The 18,737-nt window shown below is 71.5% G+C and carries 14 protein-coding genes; 7 read left to right on the top strand and 7 right to left on the bottom strand.

Features of this window, described 5'->3' with window-relative positions; genetic code table 11:
• Window positions 1-2: 2 nt before the first annotated feature.
• Together K7C98_RS10060 and K7C98_RS10055 are read left to right on the top strand one after the other, a co-directional pair.
• Complete coding sequence (locus tag K7C98_RS10060) at window positions 3-1,553, top strand: M16 family metallopeptidase (protein ID WP_224191385.1); 1,551 nt, start codon at window positions 3-5, stop codon at window positions 1,551-1,553.
• A 221-nt stretch (window positions 1,554-1,774) separates the two neighbouring features.
• Window positions 1,775-2,911 (top strand): STAS domain-containing protein, encoded by a 1,137-nt coding sequence (locus K7C98_RS10055; protein ID WP_224191384.1) that lies wholly within the window; start codon window positions 1,775-1,777, stop codon window positions 2,909-2,911.
• Window positions 2,912-2,923: 12 nt separating this feature from the next.
• Here K7C98_RS10055 and K7C98_RS10050 read toward each other — a convergent pair whose 3' ends face one another.
• The 3 genes from K7C98_RS10050 to K7C98_RS10040 form a co-directional block, all read right to left on the bottom strand.
• The gene (locus K7C98_RS10050) at window positions 2,924-4,645 is read right to left on the bottom strand and encodes a DUF4215 domain-containing protein (RefSeq protein ID WP_224191383.1); all 1,722 of its coding nucleotides are present in this window, start codon (window positions 4,643-4,645) and stop codon (window positions 2,924-2,926) included.
• A gap of 12 nt (window positions 4,646-4,657) precedes the next feature.
• Window positions 4,658-5,449, bottom strand: a complete 792-nt coding sequence (locus tag K7C98_RS10045) for a hypothetical protein (protein ID WP_224191382.1) — start codon at window positions 5,447-5,449, stop codon at window positions 4,658-4,660.
• A gap of 280 nt (window positions 5,450-5,729) precedes the next feature.
• Window positions 5,730-6,650 carry a LysR family transcriptional regulator gene (locus K7C98_RS10040; RefSeq protein WP_224191381.1) on the bottom strand — a complete coding sequence of 307 codons (921 nt, stop codon included), beginning with the start codon at window positions 6,648-6,650 and terminating at the stop codon, window positions 5,730-5,732.
• A 66-nt stretch (window positions 6,651-6,716) separates the two neighbouring features.
• Between K7C98_RS10040 and K7C98_RS10035 the strand changes: the two genes are divergently transcribed.
• Window positions 6,717-7,148, top strand: coding sequence for a DoxX family protein (locus K7C98_RS10035; RefSeq protein ID WP_224191380.1), 432 nt, complete (start codon window positions 6,717-6,719; stop codon window positions 7,146-7,148).
• Between the two features lie 118 nt (window positions 7,149-7,266).
• Here the strand turns inward: K7C98_RS10035 and K7C98_RS10030 are convergent, their stop codons facing one another.
• Complete coding sequence (locus K7C98_RS10030; protein WP_224191379.1) at window positions 7,267-8,907, bottom strand: 3-(methylthio)propionyl-CoA ligase; 1,641 nt, start codon at window positions 8,905-8,907, stop codon at window positions 7,267-7,269.
• A gap of 52 nt (window positions 8,908-8,959) precedes the next feature.
• The gene (mddA, locus tag K7C98_RS10025; RefSeq protein ID WP_224191378.1) at window positions 8,960-9,688 is read right to left on the bottom strand and encodes a methanethiol S-methyltransferase; all 729 of its coding nucleotides are present in this window, start codon (window positions 9,686-9,688) and stop codon (window positions 8,960-8,962) included.
• Between the two features lie 72 nt (window positions 9,689-9,760).
• On the opposite strand from mddA, the gene K7C98_RS10020 reads away from it, so the two are divergent.
• On the top strand, window positions 9,761-10,960 hold the full coding sequence (locus K7C98_RS10020; protein WP_224191377.1) for a 4-vinyl reductase: 1,200 nt from the start codon (window positions 9,761-9,763) through the stop codon (window positions 10,958-10,960).
• 96 nt (window positions 10,961-11,056) lie between these two features.
• Here the strand turns inward: K7C98_RS10020 and K7C98_RS10015 are convergent, their stop codons facing one another.
• A complete protein-coding gene (locus K7C98_RS10015) occupies window positions 11,057-11,902 on the bottom strand; it encodes a hypothetical protein (RefSeq protein ID WP_224191376.1) in 846 nt (281 codons plus the stop codon).
• Window positions 11,903-12,080: 178 nt separating this feature from the next.
• Between K7C98_RS10015 and K7C98_RS44690 the strand changes: the two genes are divergently transcribed.
• The 3 genes from K7C98_RS44690 (at window position 12,081) to K7C98_RS10000 (ending at window position 15,713) form a co-directional block, all read left to right on the top strand.
• A complete protein-coding gene (locus K7C98_RS44690) occupies window positions 12,081-13,190 on the top strand; it encodes an STAS domain-containing protein (RefSeq protein WP_224191375.1) in 1,110 nt (369 codons plus the stop codon).
• 97 nt (window positions 13,191-13,287) lie between these two features.
• Window positions 13,288-14,406, top strand: a complete 1,119-nt coding sequence (locus K7C98_RS44685; protein ID WP_224191374.1) for an STAS domain-containing protein — start codon at window positions 13,288-13,290, stop codon at window positions 14,404-14,406.
• 296 nt (window positions 14,407-14,702) lie between these two features.
• Window positions 14,703-15,713: a terpene synthase family protein gene (locus K7C98_RS10000; RefSeq protein WP_224191373.1), complete on the top strand. Its 1,011-nt coding sequence runs from the start codon at window positions 14,703-14,705 to the stop codon at window positions 15,711-15,713.
• A 67-nt stretch (window positions 15,714-15,780) separates the two neighbouring features.
• Here the strand turns inward: K7C98_RS10000 and K7C98_RS09995 are convergent, their stop codons facing one another.
• The gene (locus tag K7C98_RS09995; protein WP_224191372.1) at window positions 15,781-18,624 is read right to left on the bottom strand and encodes a hypothetical protein; all 2,844 of its coding nucleotides are present in this window, start codon (window positions 18,622-18,624) and stop codon (window positions 15,781-15,783) included.
• Between the last annotated feature and the right edge of the window lie 113 nt (window positions 18,625-18,737).

Raw genomic sequence — 18,737 nt, 5'->3', positions numbered from 1 at the left:
CCATGAAGACCACGATTTCGCTGAGCCTCCTGGCCCTGTCGGCGTCCGTCGCCGCGTGCAAGCCCCAGCCCGCCACCCAGGCGCCGACCGAGCAGGCGCCGACGACGGTCGCGACCACGCCGACCGAGACCGAGGCCGCGCCGCCGCCGGCGAACTGGCCCGACGAGCCGTTCCGCGCCACCCGCCCGACGGCCGGCCAGGTCGCCGAGCTCAAGCTGCCGCAGGTCGAGACGTTCAAGCTCGACAACGGCCTCGAGGTCTACCTCGTCCGCAACGACAAGCTGCCGACGGTGCTGATGAACTTCGAGTTCGACTTCGGCAACGTCAGCGACCCGAAGAACCAGATCGGCCTGCACTCGATCTGCCTCGACCTGCTCGACGAGGGCACCAAGAACCTCGACAAGGTCGCGTGGGAGGAGAAGCTCGCCGACCACGCCGCCACCGTCTCCTCGTTCGCCGGCTCCGACACCGCGGGCCTGCAGGTCCGCTCGCTCAAGCGCGAGCTGCCGGCCGCGCTCGACCTGCTGGCCGAGATGCTGCGCGAGCCGGGCCTGCGCGAGGCCGACTTCGAGCGCCTCAAGGACCGCCGCAAGGCCTCGATCGCCCAGGCCAAGGGCAGCCCGGGCGCGATCGCCGGGCGCGTGCTCGGCTCGCTGCTGTGGGGCGCAGACCACCCGTACGGCCGCATCGAGACCGAGAAGACGATCGACGCGATCCAGCTCAAGGACTGCAGCAAGGTGGTCGCCAAGCTCAAGCCCGGCGGCGCCCGCCTGTGGGTGGTCGGCCAGATCACGCCGGAGGAGATCAAGCAAGAGCTGGCGTCGCGCATGCCGGAGTGGAAGGGCAAGGCGCCGGCCAAGGCGAACGTCGCGGCCGCCAAGCCGCGGCTCGGCTCGGTGTTCTTCGTCCACGTCAAGGACGCGCCGCAGTCGTCGGTCTACGTCGGCCACGCCGGCCCCAAGCGCAACGCGGCCGACTACGAGGCCACCGACCTGATGGCGGAGATCCTCGGCGGCTCGTTCTCCAGCCGGATCAACATGAACCTGCGCGAGGACAAGGGCTACACCTACGGCGGCCGCGCCGGCTTCGGCTACCGCCGCGCCGGCAGCACGTTCGCCGCCAGCAGCCAGGTCCGCACCGACGCGACCGGCCCGTCGCTGCGCGAGATCGCCAAGGAGATCGCGACCATGCGCACCTCCGACGCCCAGCCCGACGAGCTGTTCCGCGTGCAGGAGGGCGCCCTCCTCGCCCTCCCGGCCGAGTTCGACACGCCCACCTCGACGCTGTTCGCGTTCCAGCAGCTCAAGTTCCACGGGCTGCCGCTCGACTGGTACGACGGCTACCAGAAGCGCCTGCGCGCGGTCGACATCGCCGCCGTCCGCAAGGCCGCCGAGAAGCACCTGCGCGCCAAGGACTTCGTCGTCCTCGTCGTCGGCGACGCCAACAAGGTCCTCGGCGACCTCGACGCGATCGCCACCGAGAAGCTGTTCGGGGGCGGCGGCGTGGTCGTCCTCGACACCGACGGCCAGCCCGCCAAGCGCCCGACCGAGTAGGTCGCCGTCGCACGCACTCGCATGATTGAGCGCGCGGTCCCCCGGGGCCGCGCGCTCGTTCTATTCAGGGGAGGACGTGGGCGGATCGTGCATGGTCGCGCGATCGGGCGTATTCGAGGTCGTAGGATTGCCGTCGCCGGCGCGCGCCAGCGCGCCGCCGGGGACGCGGTTCGTACGCGGTTCTCGTGGACACCCGCGCGCCGCCGTGTTTGACTCGTGAAATGGTGAGTCCCTCGAACTCCGCGGGCGAGCGGGAGGCGCGGCTGCTGCGTGGCGCGCCCTTCATGGTGATCGAGCTCGACGGCGAGCGGCGCGTCACGCTGTGGAACGAGGCCGCCGCGCGGATGTTCGCGCTGCCGCCCGACGCGGCGCCCGGGGCCGAGGTCGAGCGCGTGCTCCCGGCCGCGAGGGACGACTTCTGGGCCGCGCTGGCGGCGGGCGGCTCGGGCACGACCACGCACGTGCGCGCGGACGGGGCCCGCGTCACCTGCGAGTGGACCTGCCGGGTGGAGCGCGACGCCGCGGACAATGTGGTGTCCGCCGCCTGCTACGGCCAGGACATCAGCGAGCGGGCCACCTTCGACTCGAAGCTCCGGCTCGAGAGCGCGATGCTGCGGGCGATCATCGAGAACATGAACATCATCGTCTGGACGATGGAGCCCGACGGGATATGTACATACCACCAGGGCCGGGGGCTGCAGAGCGCCGGCTTGCCGCAGCACGCGCTGGTCGGTCAGAACATCCGCGAGCTGTACCGCCAGCTCGACCCCGCGCCGCTCGACGGCGCCTGCGCGGGCACGCTGCAGAACTCCACCACCGAGGTGCACGGCCAGAGCTGGGAGAACTGGATGATCCCCGTGCGCGGCGAAGACGGCTCGATCGGGCTGATCGTCGGGCTGTCGCTCAACGTGAGCGAGCAGCGCGAGGGCGAGAAGGAATTGCGCGAGAAGCTGCTGCAGATCGAGCACCAACAGCAGGTGATCCGCGAGCTGTCGACGCCGATCATCGAGGTGTGGGACCGCGTGCTGACGGTGCCGATCATCGGCATGATCGACGGCGGCCGCGCCTCCGAGCTGATGGACAACCTGCTGCAGGCGGTGGCGAAGACCCGCGCCCGCTTCGCCATCCTCGACCTCACCGGCGTCGAGGAGGTCGACGCCGGCACCGCCGGCCACCTGCTGACCCTGGTCCGCGCGGTCCGCCTGCTCGGCGCCGAGAGCGTGATCACCGGCATCCACCCCAACATCGCCCGGACGATCGTGACGCTCGGGCTCGAGACCGCCGCGCTCACCGTGCGCGCGACGCTGCGCGAGGCCCTCGGCCACTGCATCGCCCAGATGTCCGGCTCGCGCAAGTGAGGGACGTGCCCGTCACGGCTGCTCGAAGCAGTAGAGCCGCGCCGACTTGTCGCAGGTGACGTCACAAGCATCTGTCCAGCCGCCGTCGCCGCGCTTGGCACTGCCGGCGCGGCCGGTACTCGACCCGAGATTGATCGTCCACTTTGAACAATGATTGGCGAATGTGTTGTCGTCATTCAAGCCGGTCCACACCAAGACATTGCCGTCGCAGTTGGTCCCTTGCAGCTCCTGGTGGGTGTCGGTGACGTCGATGGCGGTGTCGATGCCGCCGTCGATGAGATCGACCCAGCCGTCGGCGATCTTCGCCGTTGAGCCGTTGTGCAAGGTGCAATAGGGGATCGAGCTCGGGTAAAAGCTGTTCTGCGGCCCGTTCTGGCCATCGCCGAGCCACGCCTTCCAGGCGCTGCCCTTGATCTTGAGCGCGCCCGAGTCGGCGGCTGCCAGCTCGGCGCAACGGGCGTCGGCGGCCGCGATCGAGTCGAACTGAGCGCTGCCCGGGTTGTAGGACTTCGAGCTGACGAACACGAGGAAGCCGTTGCGGGTGCAGTTGTCCTTGCACACGCCCTTGCTCGAGTCGTTGTCGTTGAGCGCGCCGTGGTCGCAGGCCTCGTCCTCGGGGTTGAGGTAGCCGTCGCCACAGACGTTGTTCTGGCAATTCTCGCGGCAGGCGTCGAACGGGTCGGTGTTGCCGTCGTCGCACTGTTCGACGCCCATGTGCAGCTTGCCGTCGCCGCAGACGTTGTTCGTGCAATTGTTGAGGCAACTGTCGGTCTCGCTCTTGTTGCCGTCGTCGCATTCTTCGCCCACATGGACGATCATGTCGCCGCATACCGGCAGGCTGCACGCGGTGGTGCATCCGTCGTCGTCGACTTGGTTGCCGTCGTCGCACTGCTCCATGCCCATCCACGGCTTGCCGTCGCCGCAGATGTTGTTCTTGCACGCGAGCGTGCACGCGGCGTTGTCGGCGTTGTTCGTCGCGCCGTTGTCGCACTCCTCGGTGCCATTGACGATGTTGTCGCCGCACACCGGGTTCTTGCACGTGTTGCTGCAGCCGTCGTCGTTGACCCCGTTGCCGTCGTCGCACTCCTCGCCGGGCGACACGGTGCCGTCGCCGCAGCCGGGCGGGCCGCAGCTGTTGGGGCAGTCGTCGCTGTCGACCTGATTGCCGTCGTCGCAGTGCTCGACGCCCTGCCACACGTGGCCGTCACCGCACGTCGCCATCACGCAGCCGGCGACGCAGCCGTCGTTGTCGAGGTTGTTGCCGTCGTCGCACGCCTCGACGCCGGCCTGGACGAAGCTGTCGCCGCAGCCGGCGTTCTTGCAGGTGGTGAGGCAGGCGTCGGTCTCGTCGGCGTTGCCGTCGTCGCAGTCCTCGCCGGCGTCGAGGTCGCCGTCGCCGCACGAGGTCAGCTTGCAGTTGACGCAGCCCTCGACGTCGCCCTCGCACGACTCGCCGGCGCCGGTGTAGCCGTCGCCGCAGACGTTGAACTTGCATGCAGGGGTGCACACACCGTTGCCGCTCGGGCCCTGGTCGCACTCCTCGCCGACGTCCAGCTGGTAGTCGCCGCACAGCTCGCCGGGGCTGGTGGTCGTCGTCGGCCCGGTCGACAGGGTCGGCTCGGTGGTCGACGTCTCGCTCGACGTCGTCGTGTCCGTGGCCGCGCCTGGATTGCCGATCGCGTCGAAGAAGCAGCCCGACAGCAGGAACCCCCACCCCACCCATCGCTTTTGCATGCCCGATCTCCCTCAGAAGCCGAATCGCAGCACCGCGCCGGTCGCTTGCGGGCCGAACGTGGGTGCGAGGGTGTAGCGCCCGGACTTGCGCCGGAGCGCGAGCGCCAGCATCGTCGCGCCTGCAGCGACGAACACCGGCGCGGCGACGATGCCGAACACGGCGGCCCGATCGAGGGCCGTGCCGCGGCGGTAGTGCTCCGCGCAGGCTCCCTGTAGCTCGGCAGGATCGCAGGCGTTCGCCGGGTCGTTGAAGGCGTGCTCGTGCTGATTCATGCGCGCCAGGCTGGCGCCGAACATCACCGCCATCGCCGCGCCGGCTCCGAGGGTCACACCGCCGCCGGCCGCCAGGCCCTTCCACGGCCTGGGGGGCTCGGCCGGCGCGGGGGCGGGGGCGGGCGCCTCCGGATGCACGGGCGCGACCTTGACCGGCGGCTTTTTGGCTTCGCGCGCGGCCAGCTTGCGGCGAAGATACACCTGCGCCTTGATCACCGTCGCCGGCAGAGCTTGCCCCGAATACGCGGCCGCGTGACCCTCGGCATATCTGTCGAGGGGTTTCAGCGCGGCGATCAATTCAGCAGCCACGACGTCCTCGTCGCGGGCCTCGATGGATTTGATGAGCGCGTCCGCGGCGTACTCGTAGATCGCGGCGCGGTTGTCCCGGTGCTCGGGTACCTCGGGCAACAGCTCGGCCGCGTCGAGCCAGGTGCGAGCCGCGGCGGCGTATTCGCCCCGGTTGTACGCGTCCTGGCCGCGGCGAACGCCGGCGTCGACCGCCGCCAGGTCGGGGCCCCTGGGGGCCGCCATGACAGCAGGTGCCTGCAGCGCCGATACGGCACAGGCGGCGACGCACAGACGTCGCGCGAGATCGACGACCTTGCGTCGCCAGCCAAAATGGTTCGACACGATGCTCTCACGGTAACACGTCGCGCCGAGACGCGGTGGAGGCGACGCGGCGCGGAACAGCGCAGGAATGCAAGGCACGCTGGTTTTGCGCGAGCGACCCGGGCGAAATGGCGCGATGGATCTGCTCGCGTCCGGGCGACAGAGCGCCCTGTTATCGCAACAGTCGGCGCCGCTCGTCGCGTCAGGTCGACTTCATGTGGCGGTGGGCGGCGAAGGTCGCCTTCAGCGACTCGGCCAGGTGGTCGCGCAGCAGGGCCACGCGGGTCGGGATGTGCCGACCCGAGGGCAGCACCAGCGAGAAGTCGGCGTGCGTCCAGCAATGGTCGGGCAGGACCCGCACGAGCCGCTTGGCCGCGACCGAGCGGGCCGCGAGCACGTGGGGCAGGTAGGCGACGCCGGCCCCGGCCTCGGCGGCGTGGACGATGAAGGAGAGGTCGTCGGCGGTGATCGAGCCGGTGACGTCGACGTGCTCGTCGCCCTTCGGCCCGCGCAAGGTCCAGGTGCTGCGCCCGGCGCGGGCGCGGAACAGCACGCACTCGTGGCTCGCCAGCTCGGCCAGGGTGGTCGGGGCGCCGCGCCGCTTGAGGTACGCCGGCGCGGCGTAGAGGCCGTCGGCGAAGGTGCCGAGCTTGCGCGCGATCAGGCTCGAGTCTTTCAGGCGAGATGCCCGCAGGGCCAGGTCGAAGCCCTCGCGGATCATGTCGACGATCCGCGCCGTCAACACCAGGTCGACCTGGATCTGCGGGTACTCGCGGGCGAAGCGGGTCAGCGGCTCGGCGAGGAACTCGCCGAGGTCGACCGGCGCGGTCAGCCGCACGGTGCCGCGCGGCTCGTGACCGAGGTCGGCGGCGGTCAGCGCCGCCTCCTCCAGCGCCGACAGGGCGCCGCGCGCCTTTTGATAGAAGGCGGTGCCGGCGTCGGTGAGGTGCAGACGCCGCGTGGTACGCTGCAGGAGCCGCACGCCGAGGTCCTCCTCGAGGCGCGCGACGCTGCGGCTCACCGACGACTTGGGCAACCCCAGCATCTGCGCGGCGGCGGTGAAGCTCTCGGCCTCGACGACGCGCACGAACGCAGCAACCTTGACCGGATCGATTGTTGTCATGGGAGCAACGATGTGTTGTGACTATCCCACCTGGTCGCGGCCTCCGCAAGCCCTAAGCTCGGCTCCATGTCCCGCCTGCTTCCCACCGTCGCTCGCACCCTGCTGGGCCTCCTCTTCCTCGTGTTCGGGCTCAACGGCTTCCTCCACTTCATGCCGATGCCGCCGGTCCCGGCCCGCGCCGGCGAGTTCCTCGGGGCGCTGGCCGCCAGCGGCTACATGTTCCCGCTGATCAAGGGCACCGAGGTGGTGGCCGGCGCGCTGCTGCTGTCGGGCCGCCTGGTCCCGCTCGCGCTGGTCCTGCTCGCGCCGGTGATCGTCAACATCGTCGCCTACCACCTGGCCCTCGCGCCAGGCGGCTACGGCCTGCTGGCGCTGATCGTCGGCCTCGAGGCGTACCTCGCGTGGGCCTACCGCGACAGCTTCGCCGGGGTCCTGAACCCCTCGGCGCGCCCCGTGCAGGCCGAGGCGGCGCCGCAGCTGGCCCGCGCCCGCGCGTGAGCGAGAGCTTCGATGTGCGTCGCGCGGGCCACGAGGCGCCGCCGGGCGGGACGGATGGGGCTGATGCGCTCCGTCCCGGCGGCGAGGCCCGCGCGACGCACGATCGGATCGGCTCGGCTCAGCGCTCGACGCAGTCGGCGGCGAGCCGGTAGTCCTTGAAGCGCTCGCGCAATTGCAGCTTGGAGATCTTGCCGGTGGCGGTGTGCGGCAGGGCGTCGACGAATTCGACGGCGTCCGGCAACCACCACCTGGGCACGTTCTCGGCGATGTGCGCGAGCACGACCGCGGGGTCGACCTCGACGCCCGGCGCCTTGACGAGGACGAGCAGCGGTCGCTCGGCCCAGCGCGGGTGCGGCACGCCGATCACCGCCGCCTCGGCCACGCCGGGCACGCCGACGGCCAGGTTCTCGAGCGCGATCGAGGAGATCCACTCGCCGCCCGATTTGATGACGTCCTTCGAGCGGTCGGTGATCTGCATGTAGCCGGCCGCGTCGATGGTGGCGACGTCGCCGGTGCTGAACCAGCCGTCGTGGTGCGCCGTCGACTCGGCCTTGTAGTAGGCGCTGCACACCCACGGGCCGCGGATCTGCAGGTCGCCCGCGGCCGCGCCGTCGTGCGCCAGCGCCTGGCCGTCGTCGCCGACGATCCGCAGCTCGACGCCGAACACCTGCCGGCCCTGCTTGCGCTGCACGGCGATCTGCTGGTCTTTGGGCCAGGTGCGGATCGCCGGGCTCAGGCCGCAGGCGGTCCCGAGCGGGCTGGTCTCGGTCATGCCCCAGGCGTGCAGGACCTCGACGCCGTAGTCGTCCTGGAACGCGCGGATCATCGCCTCCGGCGCGGCCGAGCCGCCGATGACGACGCGGTTCAGGGTGCGGAAGCGGCGGCCGTGCTGGCGCATGTACGCGAGCAGGCCCATCCACACCGTCGGCACGCCGGCGCTCATCGTCACGCCCTCGTCCTCGAACAGGTTGTAGAGGCTCTCGCCGTCGAGCCGCGGGCCGGGCATCACCAGCCGCGTGCCGGTCAGCGCGGCCGCGTACGGCAGGCCCCAGGCGTTGACGTGGAACATCGGCACCACCGGCAGCACCGTCTCGCGCTCGCCGAGGCGGAACACGTCGGGCAGCGAGATGCCGAACGAGTGCAGGACGGTCGAGCGGTGGCTGTAGAGCACGCCCTTCGGCTCGCCGGTCGTGCCGCTCGTGTAGCACAGCGAGGAGGCGGTGTCCTCGGGGAACTCGGGCCACTGCAGGCCGCCGGGCTGGGCGGATAGGATGTCCTCATAGACATGTGCGTTCGGCAATGTCGTCTGGGGCATGTGCTCGCGGTCGGTCATGACGACCACGGCGCGCAGGTTCGGGCAGCGCGCGACCAGCTTCTCCACCAAGGGCACGAAGGTGAGGTCGGTCAGGAGGACGACGTCCTCGGCGTGGTTGAGGATGTAGAGCAGCTGGTCGGGGAACAGGCGCGGGTTGAGGGTGTGGCAGACCGCGCCGATGCCGGACACCGCGAAGTAGGTCTCGACGTGGCGGAAGCCGTTCCAGGCGAGGGTGGCGACGCGGTCGCCGGGGCCGACGCCGAGGGCCTGCAACGCCTGCGCGAGCTTCTGCGCCCGGCCCTCGAGCTCGCGCCAGGTGGTGCGGTGGATCGGGCCCTCGACGGTGCGCGACACCATCGTCTGGTCGGCGTGCACCCGCGCGGCGTGGCGGATGAGCCCGGAGATCAGCAGGGGTGAGTTCATCATCAGGCCGGTCAGATGCATGCGAGCCTCCAGGCCGGCGAGTGTGGGGCAACGCGTGCGCGCGGCGCAAGCGTCAGCGGCGCGCGAACGGGTTCAGGCGGGGGATCTGCGCCTCGTAGCCGTGGTAGTGCGCGCCGTGCTGGGCGCGGAGGTCGCGCTCCTCGAGCTCGAGCGCGACGAAGACGTAGAGCGTCATCGCCAGCGCGAAGCCGAGGTGACCGACGCTCATCGTCGGCGCGGCCCAGAACGCGATCAAGAACCCGAGCATGATCGGGTGACGAACCAGGCGATAGGGACCACGGACGCGGAAGTCTGGCTCGTGCGCGGGGCGACCGAGCCAGTGGTCCACGGCCTGGCGCAGGCCGAACAGGTGGAAGTGGTCGATGGCGAAGGTCGAGACCAGCACGAGACCCCAGCCGATCGCGGCGAGGCCGTGGACGAGGCCGGCGAGCCAGCCGTGGCCGAGGTCCCAGATCGGCGTCGGCAGCGGCTTCCAGGCCCACATCAACAGGGCGAGCTGCAGCGAGGCGAGCAGGACGTAGGTCGAGCGCTCGGCGGATTCGTGGATGAACACCGTCCAGACGCGCTTGAACCATGGTCGCGCCATGACGCTGTGCTGCAGCGCGAAGCTGGCGAGCAGCGCCGCGTCGACCAGCAGCGCCCGCGGCCACGCGACCGGCGGGCCGTCGTCGATCGTCCTGGGTACGCCGAAGCCGGCGACGAAGCCGGCGAACCAGGTGAATACGCCGAGGACGACCAGGTAGGAGACGACGCCGTGGACGAGGATGAAGACGCGACGCACCCGGCGATCTTACGAGCCCGCAAGCCCGCGCGACAGGGGACGCTGATGGCGCACGCGTGGCACAATAGCCCCATGGTCACGGAGATCTCTGCGCTCGCGGAACGGCTGGTCATGCATTACGACGCGCCGAGCGGCCGGCGGGTGATCGCGGGCAAGGACGTGCTGCTCCATTGCCATCACTACAACGCGCGGCTGCAGCGGACCGTGGAGTCCGCCGACCTCGTCGACGGCAAGCGGCTGATCGTCGGCGCGGCCGAGTGCGTGTTCGCCGAGTACATCGACCTGGCGCTGAGCTCGGGCGACAGCCCGGCGGCGCGCTGGGCCCTGGCCGAGCGGCTGTATTCCCACCTGGGGTTCGGGCGCCTCGACTTCTCGCGCGCCGACGAGGGCGTCGTCGTCGGCCCGGCGTCGCACTTCGTCGAGGGGTGGTTCGCCAGCCTCGGTCGACCCGAGCGGATGGTCTGCAGCTTCGCCGAGGGCTACATCCAGGGGGCCGTGCACGCGATCACGGGCGAGCTCGTGCACGCGCGCGAGCTCGAGTGCATGGCCCGCGGCGCGCCGGCGTGCCGCTTCGCGGTCGAGCGCGGGCGCACCGACCCGATCGCGCGCAACAGCAAGCGCCCGCTCGAATTCCGCGCCCGCGAGGGCGGCGAGTGGTTGCGCTCGCCGGCGATCGACGAGCAGGCGATCCTCGACGCGCTGGTGGCGATGCCGATCGCAGGCGGTGACGACGGGTTGATCCCCGCCTTCGGCGTGTACCTCGCGTGCATGCCGGCCGATTTCTACAATCGCGTGTGCATCGGCTTCCTCGCGGAGATGCGGCGGGTCGGCCGCGGGGCCACGGGGGAGCGCCTGCTGGTCGCAGAGGCCGAGTACTGCGCGCTCAACACGTTCCGCGGGGTGATGAGCTCGCCGGAGTGGGAGAGCCTGGTGGCGCCGATGTTGCGCGGCCCCGACGACCCGCTGTTCGCGACGATGGCCTTCAGCAACGCGCTCGGCTACGGCCACTGGCACATCACCGGCCTCGATCCGGGGCAGTCGATGCGGGTCGAGTCGGTCAACGGCTACGAGGCGATCGGGGCCCGCGAGTACCTCGGGATCACGAGCACGCCGCTGTGCCACGGCCACAAGGGCGCGGCCGCGGGGATCTTCGCGCTGATCTACGGCGAGGGCCCGATGACCGAGCGGTTCGGCACGTTCCACGCGGTCGAGGAGGCGTGCATCGCCTGCGGCGACCCGGTGTGCCGCTTCCGCGTCGAACGGGTCGGCTGACGCGAGTTTGATGCGCGTCGAGACATGTCGATCAGGACATGCTTGAAAGAGCATGCTCGAATGGACAGAAGGAGGGCCGCGCTCGGCGGCGCGAGACTAGCGGCGGCGGAGGGCCAGGCCGGCGCCGAGCGCGACCAGCAGGCACAGCCCGCCGTAGACGAGCTGCGGCGGCGGCCACGGCTCTGTCGAGATCTCCCCGGCGGCGGTCGCGGGGGGCGGCGACTCGGCAGGGGTCCGCACCGTCGATGGGGCGCTCTCGTCGGACGACGGTGCATTTGCAGGCGGCTTCTCCTCCGGGTCCGGCGCCGTCGCCTCGACCGCCGCCCCCGGCGCCGGCAGAGCCTCGACGGCGGGCTTCGCCGCCTCGGGCGGGGGAGCAGGCGGGATGTCCTGCGGCCGCGGGAGCCGCGGCCGCCGCCCCTTGTAATAGGCCCTGTCGAGGATCCGGCCGCCGCCGAAGTCGAAGCGGACGCGGGTGGGCGTGAGCGTGAGGCCGCCGGCGTCGATGCGCACGCGGTACACGTCCTCGATGCGGTACCCGTCGCTGTCGAAGGGCCGCCACCACCGCTGCTCGCCCTCGATCGTCTCCACCAGCACGCGCGGGTCGGTCGGCCGCTCGTCGCCCAGCTGGCGCCGCGCGGCCTCGGGCAGGACGTCCTCGTCGACCGCGTAGGTGTCGGCGGGGAAGGCGAACAGGCGCTGCGTGACGCAGCCCTCGGCGAGGAAATCGCTGCGGCCGTCGTCCTCTTCCAGGTTCAAGATCGTGTAGCTGGCGAGCGATTCCTCGTTGTGCGAGCAGCCGTCGGGCCACAGCACGAACAGATACTGCGGGTAGTCGCCGAGGTTCTCGACCGCGATCGTCACCTCGACGGCGAACTTGTCCACGGGCGGCACGAACTGGTCGGCGCGAGCGAGCCGTGGCGCGGCGCAGAGCGCGATCATGAGCCCGAGCTCCGGTCGAACGCGAGGCATGAGGCACTTTAGAGGATCTGCGGCGCCGCCGCTGCGTGCGCCGACCGACATGTCCTTCAGGACAGATCGTCGGCGCGCGCTGGCGCGCACCCCCGACGGGCGAAAGAGATGGGGACAGTGGGCCTCGTGTTGCGATAAACAATGGTTCGTGAGCGAAACCAGCAAGCTGGAGGGCGCCCCCCTGGTCGTGATCGAGGTCGACCCCGGGCTCATCGTGACCGCCTGGAACCGCCGCGCCGAGCTGGTCTTCGGGACAGATGCGGCCGCGGCCGTGGGCCGCCCGCTCGACGAGGTGCTGCCGCTCGCGGGCGCGAGCTGGCGCGCGCTGACCGACGGCGACGGCGAGTCGCCGCGGGTGTGGCCGGTCCGCAAGGGCGAGGCGACGCTGGCGTTCGAGGCGTGGTCGCAGGTCGGCCGCGACGACGACGGCCGGCTGCGCAGCGTGCGGCTGTACGGCCACGACGCCAGCGCCCGCGCGGCGGACGAGGCCCGCGCGGCGCTCGAGTCGACGATGCTGCGCGCGATCAAGGAGAACCTCGACATCGCGCTGTGGGCGACCGACGAGCACGGGGTGTTCCTCTACCAGGACGGCAAGGCGATCGTCGACGCCGGCATCACGCCGCACCAGTTCGTCGGCCTCAACATGCTCGAGCTGTACAAGGACCTCGGCAACAACCCGCTGATCGAGCGGGCGCTGCAGGGCGAGCCGGCGCGCACGCAGGGGGCCGAGGCGCACGGGGTCGTCTGGGACACCTACTACATCCCGATGGCGGGCGAGCCGGGCGAGGCGCGCCTGGTCGGGGTGACGCTCAACGTCACCGAGGCGAGGCGCGCCGAGATCGAGATGCGCCAGAAGCTCGAGCTGATCGAGCGCCAGCAAGAGGTGATCCGCGAGCTCGCCACGCCGATCATCGAGGTGTGGGACGGCGTGCTGACGATGCCGATCGTCGGTCTCATCGACACCGCTCGCACCGCCGAGATCATGGAGAGCCTGCTGCAGGCGGTCACGCAGACGCGGGCCCGCTTCGCCATCCTCGACCTCACCGGCGTCGAGGTCGTCGACACCGGCACCGCGAGCCACCTGATCCGGATGATCCAGGCGATCCGGCTGCTCGGCACGGAAGGGATCCTCACCGGCATCCACCCGACGATCGCTCAAACAATCGTCGCGCTCGGCGTCGACCTGTCCCACGTCGCGGTGTATGCAAAGCTGCGCGACGCGCTCAAACACTGCATTCAGGCCGCCCGCAAGGCATAATCGCGGAACTGCGCACATTCGCGGCAGGCGCGGATCCGCCCTTGGGTCTGCGTACGTGGAGACGGACAGATGTCCGCGGACACGGTACAACGGGCACGTGGACGAACGGACCTTGCTGCAGGACGCGCCCCTCGTCGTCATCGACGTCGACCCGGCGCTTCGCGTGTCCGGCTGGAATCGGCGGGCGGAACAGACCTTCAAGACGCCGCGCGCGGCGGCGGTGGGGCGACCCCTCGGGGAGCTGCTACCGGTGTCCGGGGGGTGGGGTGCCCTCTTCGAGGACGGCGCGAATACGCGCGTATGGGAGCTGCCCGGCGCGTCCGAACCGATGCTGTTCGAATCGTGGTGGCAGGTGAATCGCGGGGCCGACCATCGACCCGAGAGCGTGACGCTCTACGGCCACGACGCGACGGCTCGCGTGGTCACCGAGCGGCGCGCGCTGCTCGAGTCGCAGATGCTGCAGGCGATCAAGGAGTACCTCGACGTCGCATTGTGGGCGATCGACCGGCGCGGCACGTTCCTCTATCAGGACGGCAAGGGCGTGCGCACGGCCGGGATGACGTCGCATCACTTCGTCGGGCAGAACATCTTCGACGTCTACAAGAGCGGCGGTGACCTCGACGGCGTGCGCCGGGCCCTGCATGGCGAGCCGATCTCGGGGCTGCCGGCCGAGGTGCACGGGATGCACTGGCAGACGTGGTACATCCCGATGCCCCCGAACGCGGCCGACGCGGCGGTCGTCGGCATCACGCTCGACGTCACCGAGGCGCGCCGCAGCGAGCTCGAGCTGCGGGCCAAGCTCGAGCTGATCGAGCGCCAGCAAGAGGTGATCCGCGAGCTGTCGACGCCGATCATCGAGGTGTGGGACGGCGTGTTGACGCTGCCGATCGTCGGCCTGGTCGACAGCGTCCGCACCGCCGAGATCATGGACAACCTGCTGACGACGGTGGCCAGGACGCGGGCCCGCTTCGCGATCCTCGACCTCACCGGCGTCGAGGTCGTCGACACCGGCACCGCGGGCCACCTGATCGGCATGATCCAGGCGATCCGCCTGCTCGGCGCCGAGGGCATCCTGACGGGCATTCACCCGACCATCGCCCAGACGATCGTCGCCCTCGGCGTCGACCTCGCGCGCGTGGCGGTGTTCGCCAAGCTCCGCGACGCGCTCAAGCACTGCATCGTGCAGATGGGCCAGCGCAAGCCGCAGGCGAAGTAGCGCGCGACGACGAACCCCGATCCCCCACGTCCGTCGTTCCTTGAACATGCACCGACCCCCCGAACGCCGCCGCGCGACGACGTCGACGCGGACCCGCCGCCGCGCGCGCGGGTTGCGAAATGATTCGCGCAAGATGCGCATCTGGCGAAAGGAGCCCGAATTCGGCGGAACGACGCCGAGATCCGTTCGGGCCTCCGGCGTCGCTCATGGTGCGCGCGACACCGCCTCCGGCGCGGCGGGCCCGGGCCCGCGCCGCTTGCCGGCGGCGTGACCCCGGACAACAAGACCTGACCCCCATGACGACCCTCTCGCCCGTTTCGGACGCGACGAACGACCTCTTTCTGACCTCACGCCGCGACGCGCCGCTGGCCATCGACGATTTCGTGACGCTGGCGCCGCGGCGCGAGAACCCGCGCGCCGACGAGATCGAGGCCCGCGCGCTGGCGCAGGCCGAGCGGCTCGGGCTGGTGCACGCGCACAACCGCGGCCGCTTCGACGGCTTCAACACGCTCGGCCGCCACGTGTATCCGTCGGCCTCGGTCGAGCGCGGGGTGCTGTGCGCGACGTGGTGTAACTGGCTGTTCTTCTTCGACGACATGCACGACGAGGAGCTGCGCAGCCGCGACGACCAGAGCCGGGTGCGGCGGCAGATCGACCACGCGCTGGCGCTGCTGTCCGGCGCGCGTCAGCCGAGCGGCGAGGTCGACCCGCTCGACCGCCTGCTGCTCGAGTTCCGCCGCGGCGCGCTCGACCTCGCCGGCGGGGCCTGGCTCGACCGCCTGTGGTGCGTGACCGCCGATCACATGTCGCTCGGGGTGCTGCCGGCCGTGCGCAACTGGGGCACCTCGCGCACGCCGCCGCTGCGCGAGTACCTGGCCCAGCGCGAGCACGACAGCGGCGTGCTGACGGCGCTCGACCTCATCGAGCTGGCGGCGCAGATCCGTCTGGCCCCGGCGGTGCGCGACTGCCCGATGATGCTGCGAGCCCGCCGCGCGGCCAGCCGCACCGTCGGCTACTTCAACGACATCGTGTCGTTCCCCAAAGAGGTGCTGCGCCACAAGAACCCCAACAACCTGGTCCACGTGCTGATGTGCGAGCGCGGCTGCTCGCTGGCGACGGCCCTGCGCGAGGCGACCGAGCTCGCCAACGCCGAGGCCCGCGAGCTCGAGGCGTGCGTGCGCGAGGTGAGCGCGGCCCACCCCGAAGACCAGGCGGTGCAGACGTACCTGCAGGGGCTGCTCGAGTGGCAGCGAGGCAACATCGAGTGGTCGCTGGCGAGCCCGCGCTACGACGCGACCCGCGGGTGAGTCCCGGCGTCGATGATGCGAGTCGGACCCGCGGCGATCCGCGGGTCTCGCCATTCATGGGGAATGATCACGGCAGCGGGGCGCCCGGGAACTTGGCGGCGGCCTCGTCGCGCAATTGCTTGTAGGCCGATTCGTCGCCGGCGGCGCGGAGGTGGAGCAGGTAGGCCTCGTAGACGCGCGGCTCGTCGGGGGTCCGGGCCAGCATGCGCGGGAGGATCTTCGCGGCCAGCGCCTGGTTCTTGCGCGTGATCGTGTAGAGGGCGCCGCGGGCGGGGGCGAACTCGGGGTCGGCCTCGTAGGCGCGGACGAATTGCTCGGCTGTCTCCCAGGACATGCTTGAAAGATCTGCCAGGTCGCCGCGGGCGATCTCGCCGGCGAGGTAGTGGCGGGCCGCGGCGGTGAACGGCTGGGCCGCGGCGGCGAGGGCCTCGGCGCCGCTGCCGGCGAGGATGGCCGCGGGGGCCGGGACGGCGCGCTGCAGGATGGCGGCGAGGTTGTGCGCGCCGAGAGTGCGGTCGTCGCGGTAGGCCACGCGGGCGGCCTGGAAGGCGATCTCGGGCGCGAGGTCGGTGTTGCGCGGGGCGCCGTCGGACCAGGCGGCGAGCTCGTCGGGGCCCATGACGTACGACGCCAGCAGGTCGCGCGGGTCGACGATGTTGCGCAGCTCGGCGGTGTCGGCGGCGAGGCGGGCGACGTCGAGGCGGAGCTGGTCCGCGGCCGGGTCGGGGGCGCGGCCGACGAGCGCGAGCGCGGGGTTCTGGGCGTTGTAGATGCCGAGGAACGCGTAGGTCTCGGGGAACACGTCGAGGAAGGTGCGGACGATCGTGCGCACGTCGGCCTCGTCGAGCTGGTAGAGCGGGAGCCACTGGCACATCAGGCCGCCGGGGCGCAGGTGGTCGCGGGCGGCGGCGAAGTGCTCGCGGGCGAACAGGGCGCTGGCGCCGGCCTGGCCGGGGTGGAACAGGTCGGCGACCACGAGGTCGTAGCGGGTCGGCGCGGCGGCGAGGTAGCGGCGGGCGTCGGCGGCGTGCAGCGCGACCTCGGGGCGCTTGGCGAGGTCGTGGTTGATGTCGGCGAATTGCGGCAGGAGCTCGACGATCTCCGGCACCAGCTCGACGCCCTCGGCGGCGGCGTGCGGGACCGCCAGCGCGCCGCCCATGGTCGATCCGGTGCCTAGCCCGAGGTACAGGGCCTTTGGGATAGGTCCTTCGGGACCTGACGCATGAGACAGGAGTGAACAGACCTGGCCCATGCGCTGCTCGCCGAACCCGGCGGCGCCGCCCATGCGGAACAGCTTGCCGATCTGCAGCCGGCGCAGCGGGGCGCCGCCCGGGCCGGGGCGCTCGCTGACGGCGACGAGGCCGTGCAGCGTCTGCCGCTCCTCGCGGCGGACCCACCCGTCGTCGCTGGCCGCGAGCACGAGCGAGCGCGGGCCGGCGGCGGTGAGGGCGACGCCGACGAGCACGCCGCCGATGAGCTTGACGGGGGCGAAGCGGCGGAACCACCCGAACGCGGCGAACAGCGCCAGGTAGGCGTAGAGCACGGCGTAGAAGGCGTCGGCGTAGCCGAGGCGGGGGATCGCCACGAGGCCGAACACGAACGGGGCGGCGGCGCAGCCGAGCGCGTTCCAGGCGTAGGTCCGGCCGACGCCCCGGCCGGTCGCGGCCGCCAGGCCGATGACGTGGCTGAGCAGGGCGCCGAGCACCAGGGCCGTCGGCGCGAACACGAGGGTCGCCACCGCGACCTCGGCCAGCGCGGCGCGCCCGAGCCCGGCGGCCTCGGGCGCGAGCGCCTGCAGCAGCTCGGGGGCGTACGCGAGGGCGACGGCCGCCGGGACGACGAGCAGCCCGAGCAACCACAGCAGCGCGGCCGTGACGGTGGCCGGGCGACCGGCGACGGCGCGCGCGGCCAGGCGCTGGTAGACGACGGCGCCCACGCCGGTGGCGAGCAGGTAGGCGGCGAGGATGTGGGCGAAGGTGTAGATGGTGTTCTCGAGGTGCTGGCCGAGGACCCGCACGCCGACGACCTGGAGGCCGATGCCGGTCAGGCCTGTCCCGAAGGACACGAGGTCGAGCAGCCACGGCTCGCGCAGCAGGTCGGGGTCCGGGTCGCGCGAGGCGTCGACGACCGCCGCGGCGGCCGGCGACGCCAGCGGGGAGTGGGCTGGCGCTCGGGACATGTCCTCGGGGGCATTCGCGCTCGCGCCGGCGGGGGCTGATAAGGACGTGTCCGGAGAGACAGGTGCCGCGATCGCCCGTGACATGTCCGAGGAGACACGTGCCGACCAGGCGCGAAGGGTCAGGGCGGCGGCGAGGCCGGCGCCGGCGGCGAGCGCAGCGCCGATGGCGTAGCCGAGGGCGGGGAACACCACATGGATGCTGACGAGGGCGGCGAGGGCGGCGCCGAGAGTGTTCGCGCCGTAGATCCGCCCGAGGCCGCGGCCGTCGTGGTCGGAAGGCCAGGTGCGACGGCGGGCCTCGACGAGCGCGGCGAGCGAGGCGCCGAGCGGGGCGGCGCCGAGAGCGAGGACAGCCGCGGCGACGGCGGTCGAGGCGGCCAGCGCCGCGGTGCCCCCGGCGGCGGCGAGCGGGCCGAGCCAGGCCGGGAGCACGCGCGCGAGCAGCTGTAAGAGGTGCGGCGAGACGACGGCGAAGCCGGCCGCGACCAGCTCGAGCGCGACGAACAGGCGCGCCGGGTCGCGGGCGCGGAGGGTGCGGTCGTGCAGCAGCGCGGCCCCGAGGGCGAGGCCGGCGAAGTAGCCGGCGAGCCCGGCGAGCACGCCGACGGTCTCGCTGCCGAGCGACAGCGCGAGCATCCGCGTCCACAACATCTCGTAGGCGAGGGCCGCCGCGCCCGAGGCGAACGCGGCGACCAGCAGGAGGCCGTCGCGCGGGCCGTTCGTTGCTGACATGCCGCGTGAGCATACACGGCAGCCCCGAGGTCGGCGCGAATCCGAAGACGATCGCTCGCACTGCCGCGAGGCTTCTCACTTGGGGGCCCGGGCGGCGGCGCGGTAGCATTGCG

It is taken from the genome of Nannocystis pusilla, from assembly GCF_020073745.1.
GTDB classification, from domain to species: domain Bacteria; phylum Myxococcota_A; class Polyangia; order Nannocystales; family Nannocystaceae; genus Nannocystis; species Nannocystis radixulma.
The sequence above is the reverse complement of the archived record's forward strand: the minus strand, read 5'-3'. Positions and strand labels throughout refer to the sequence as shown.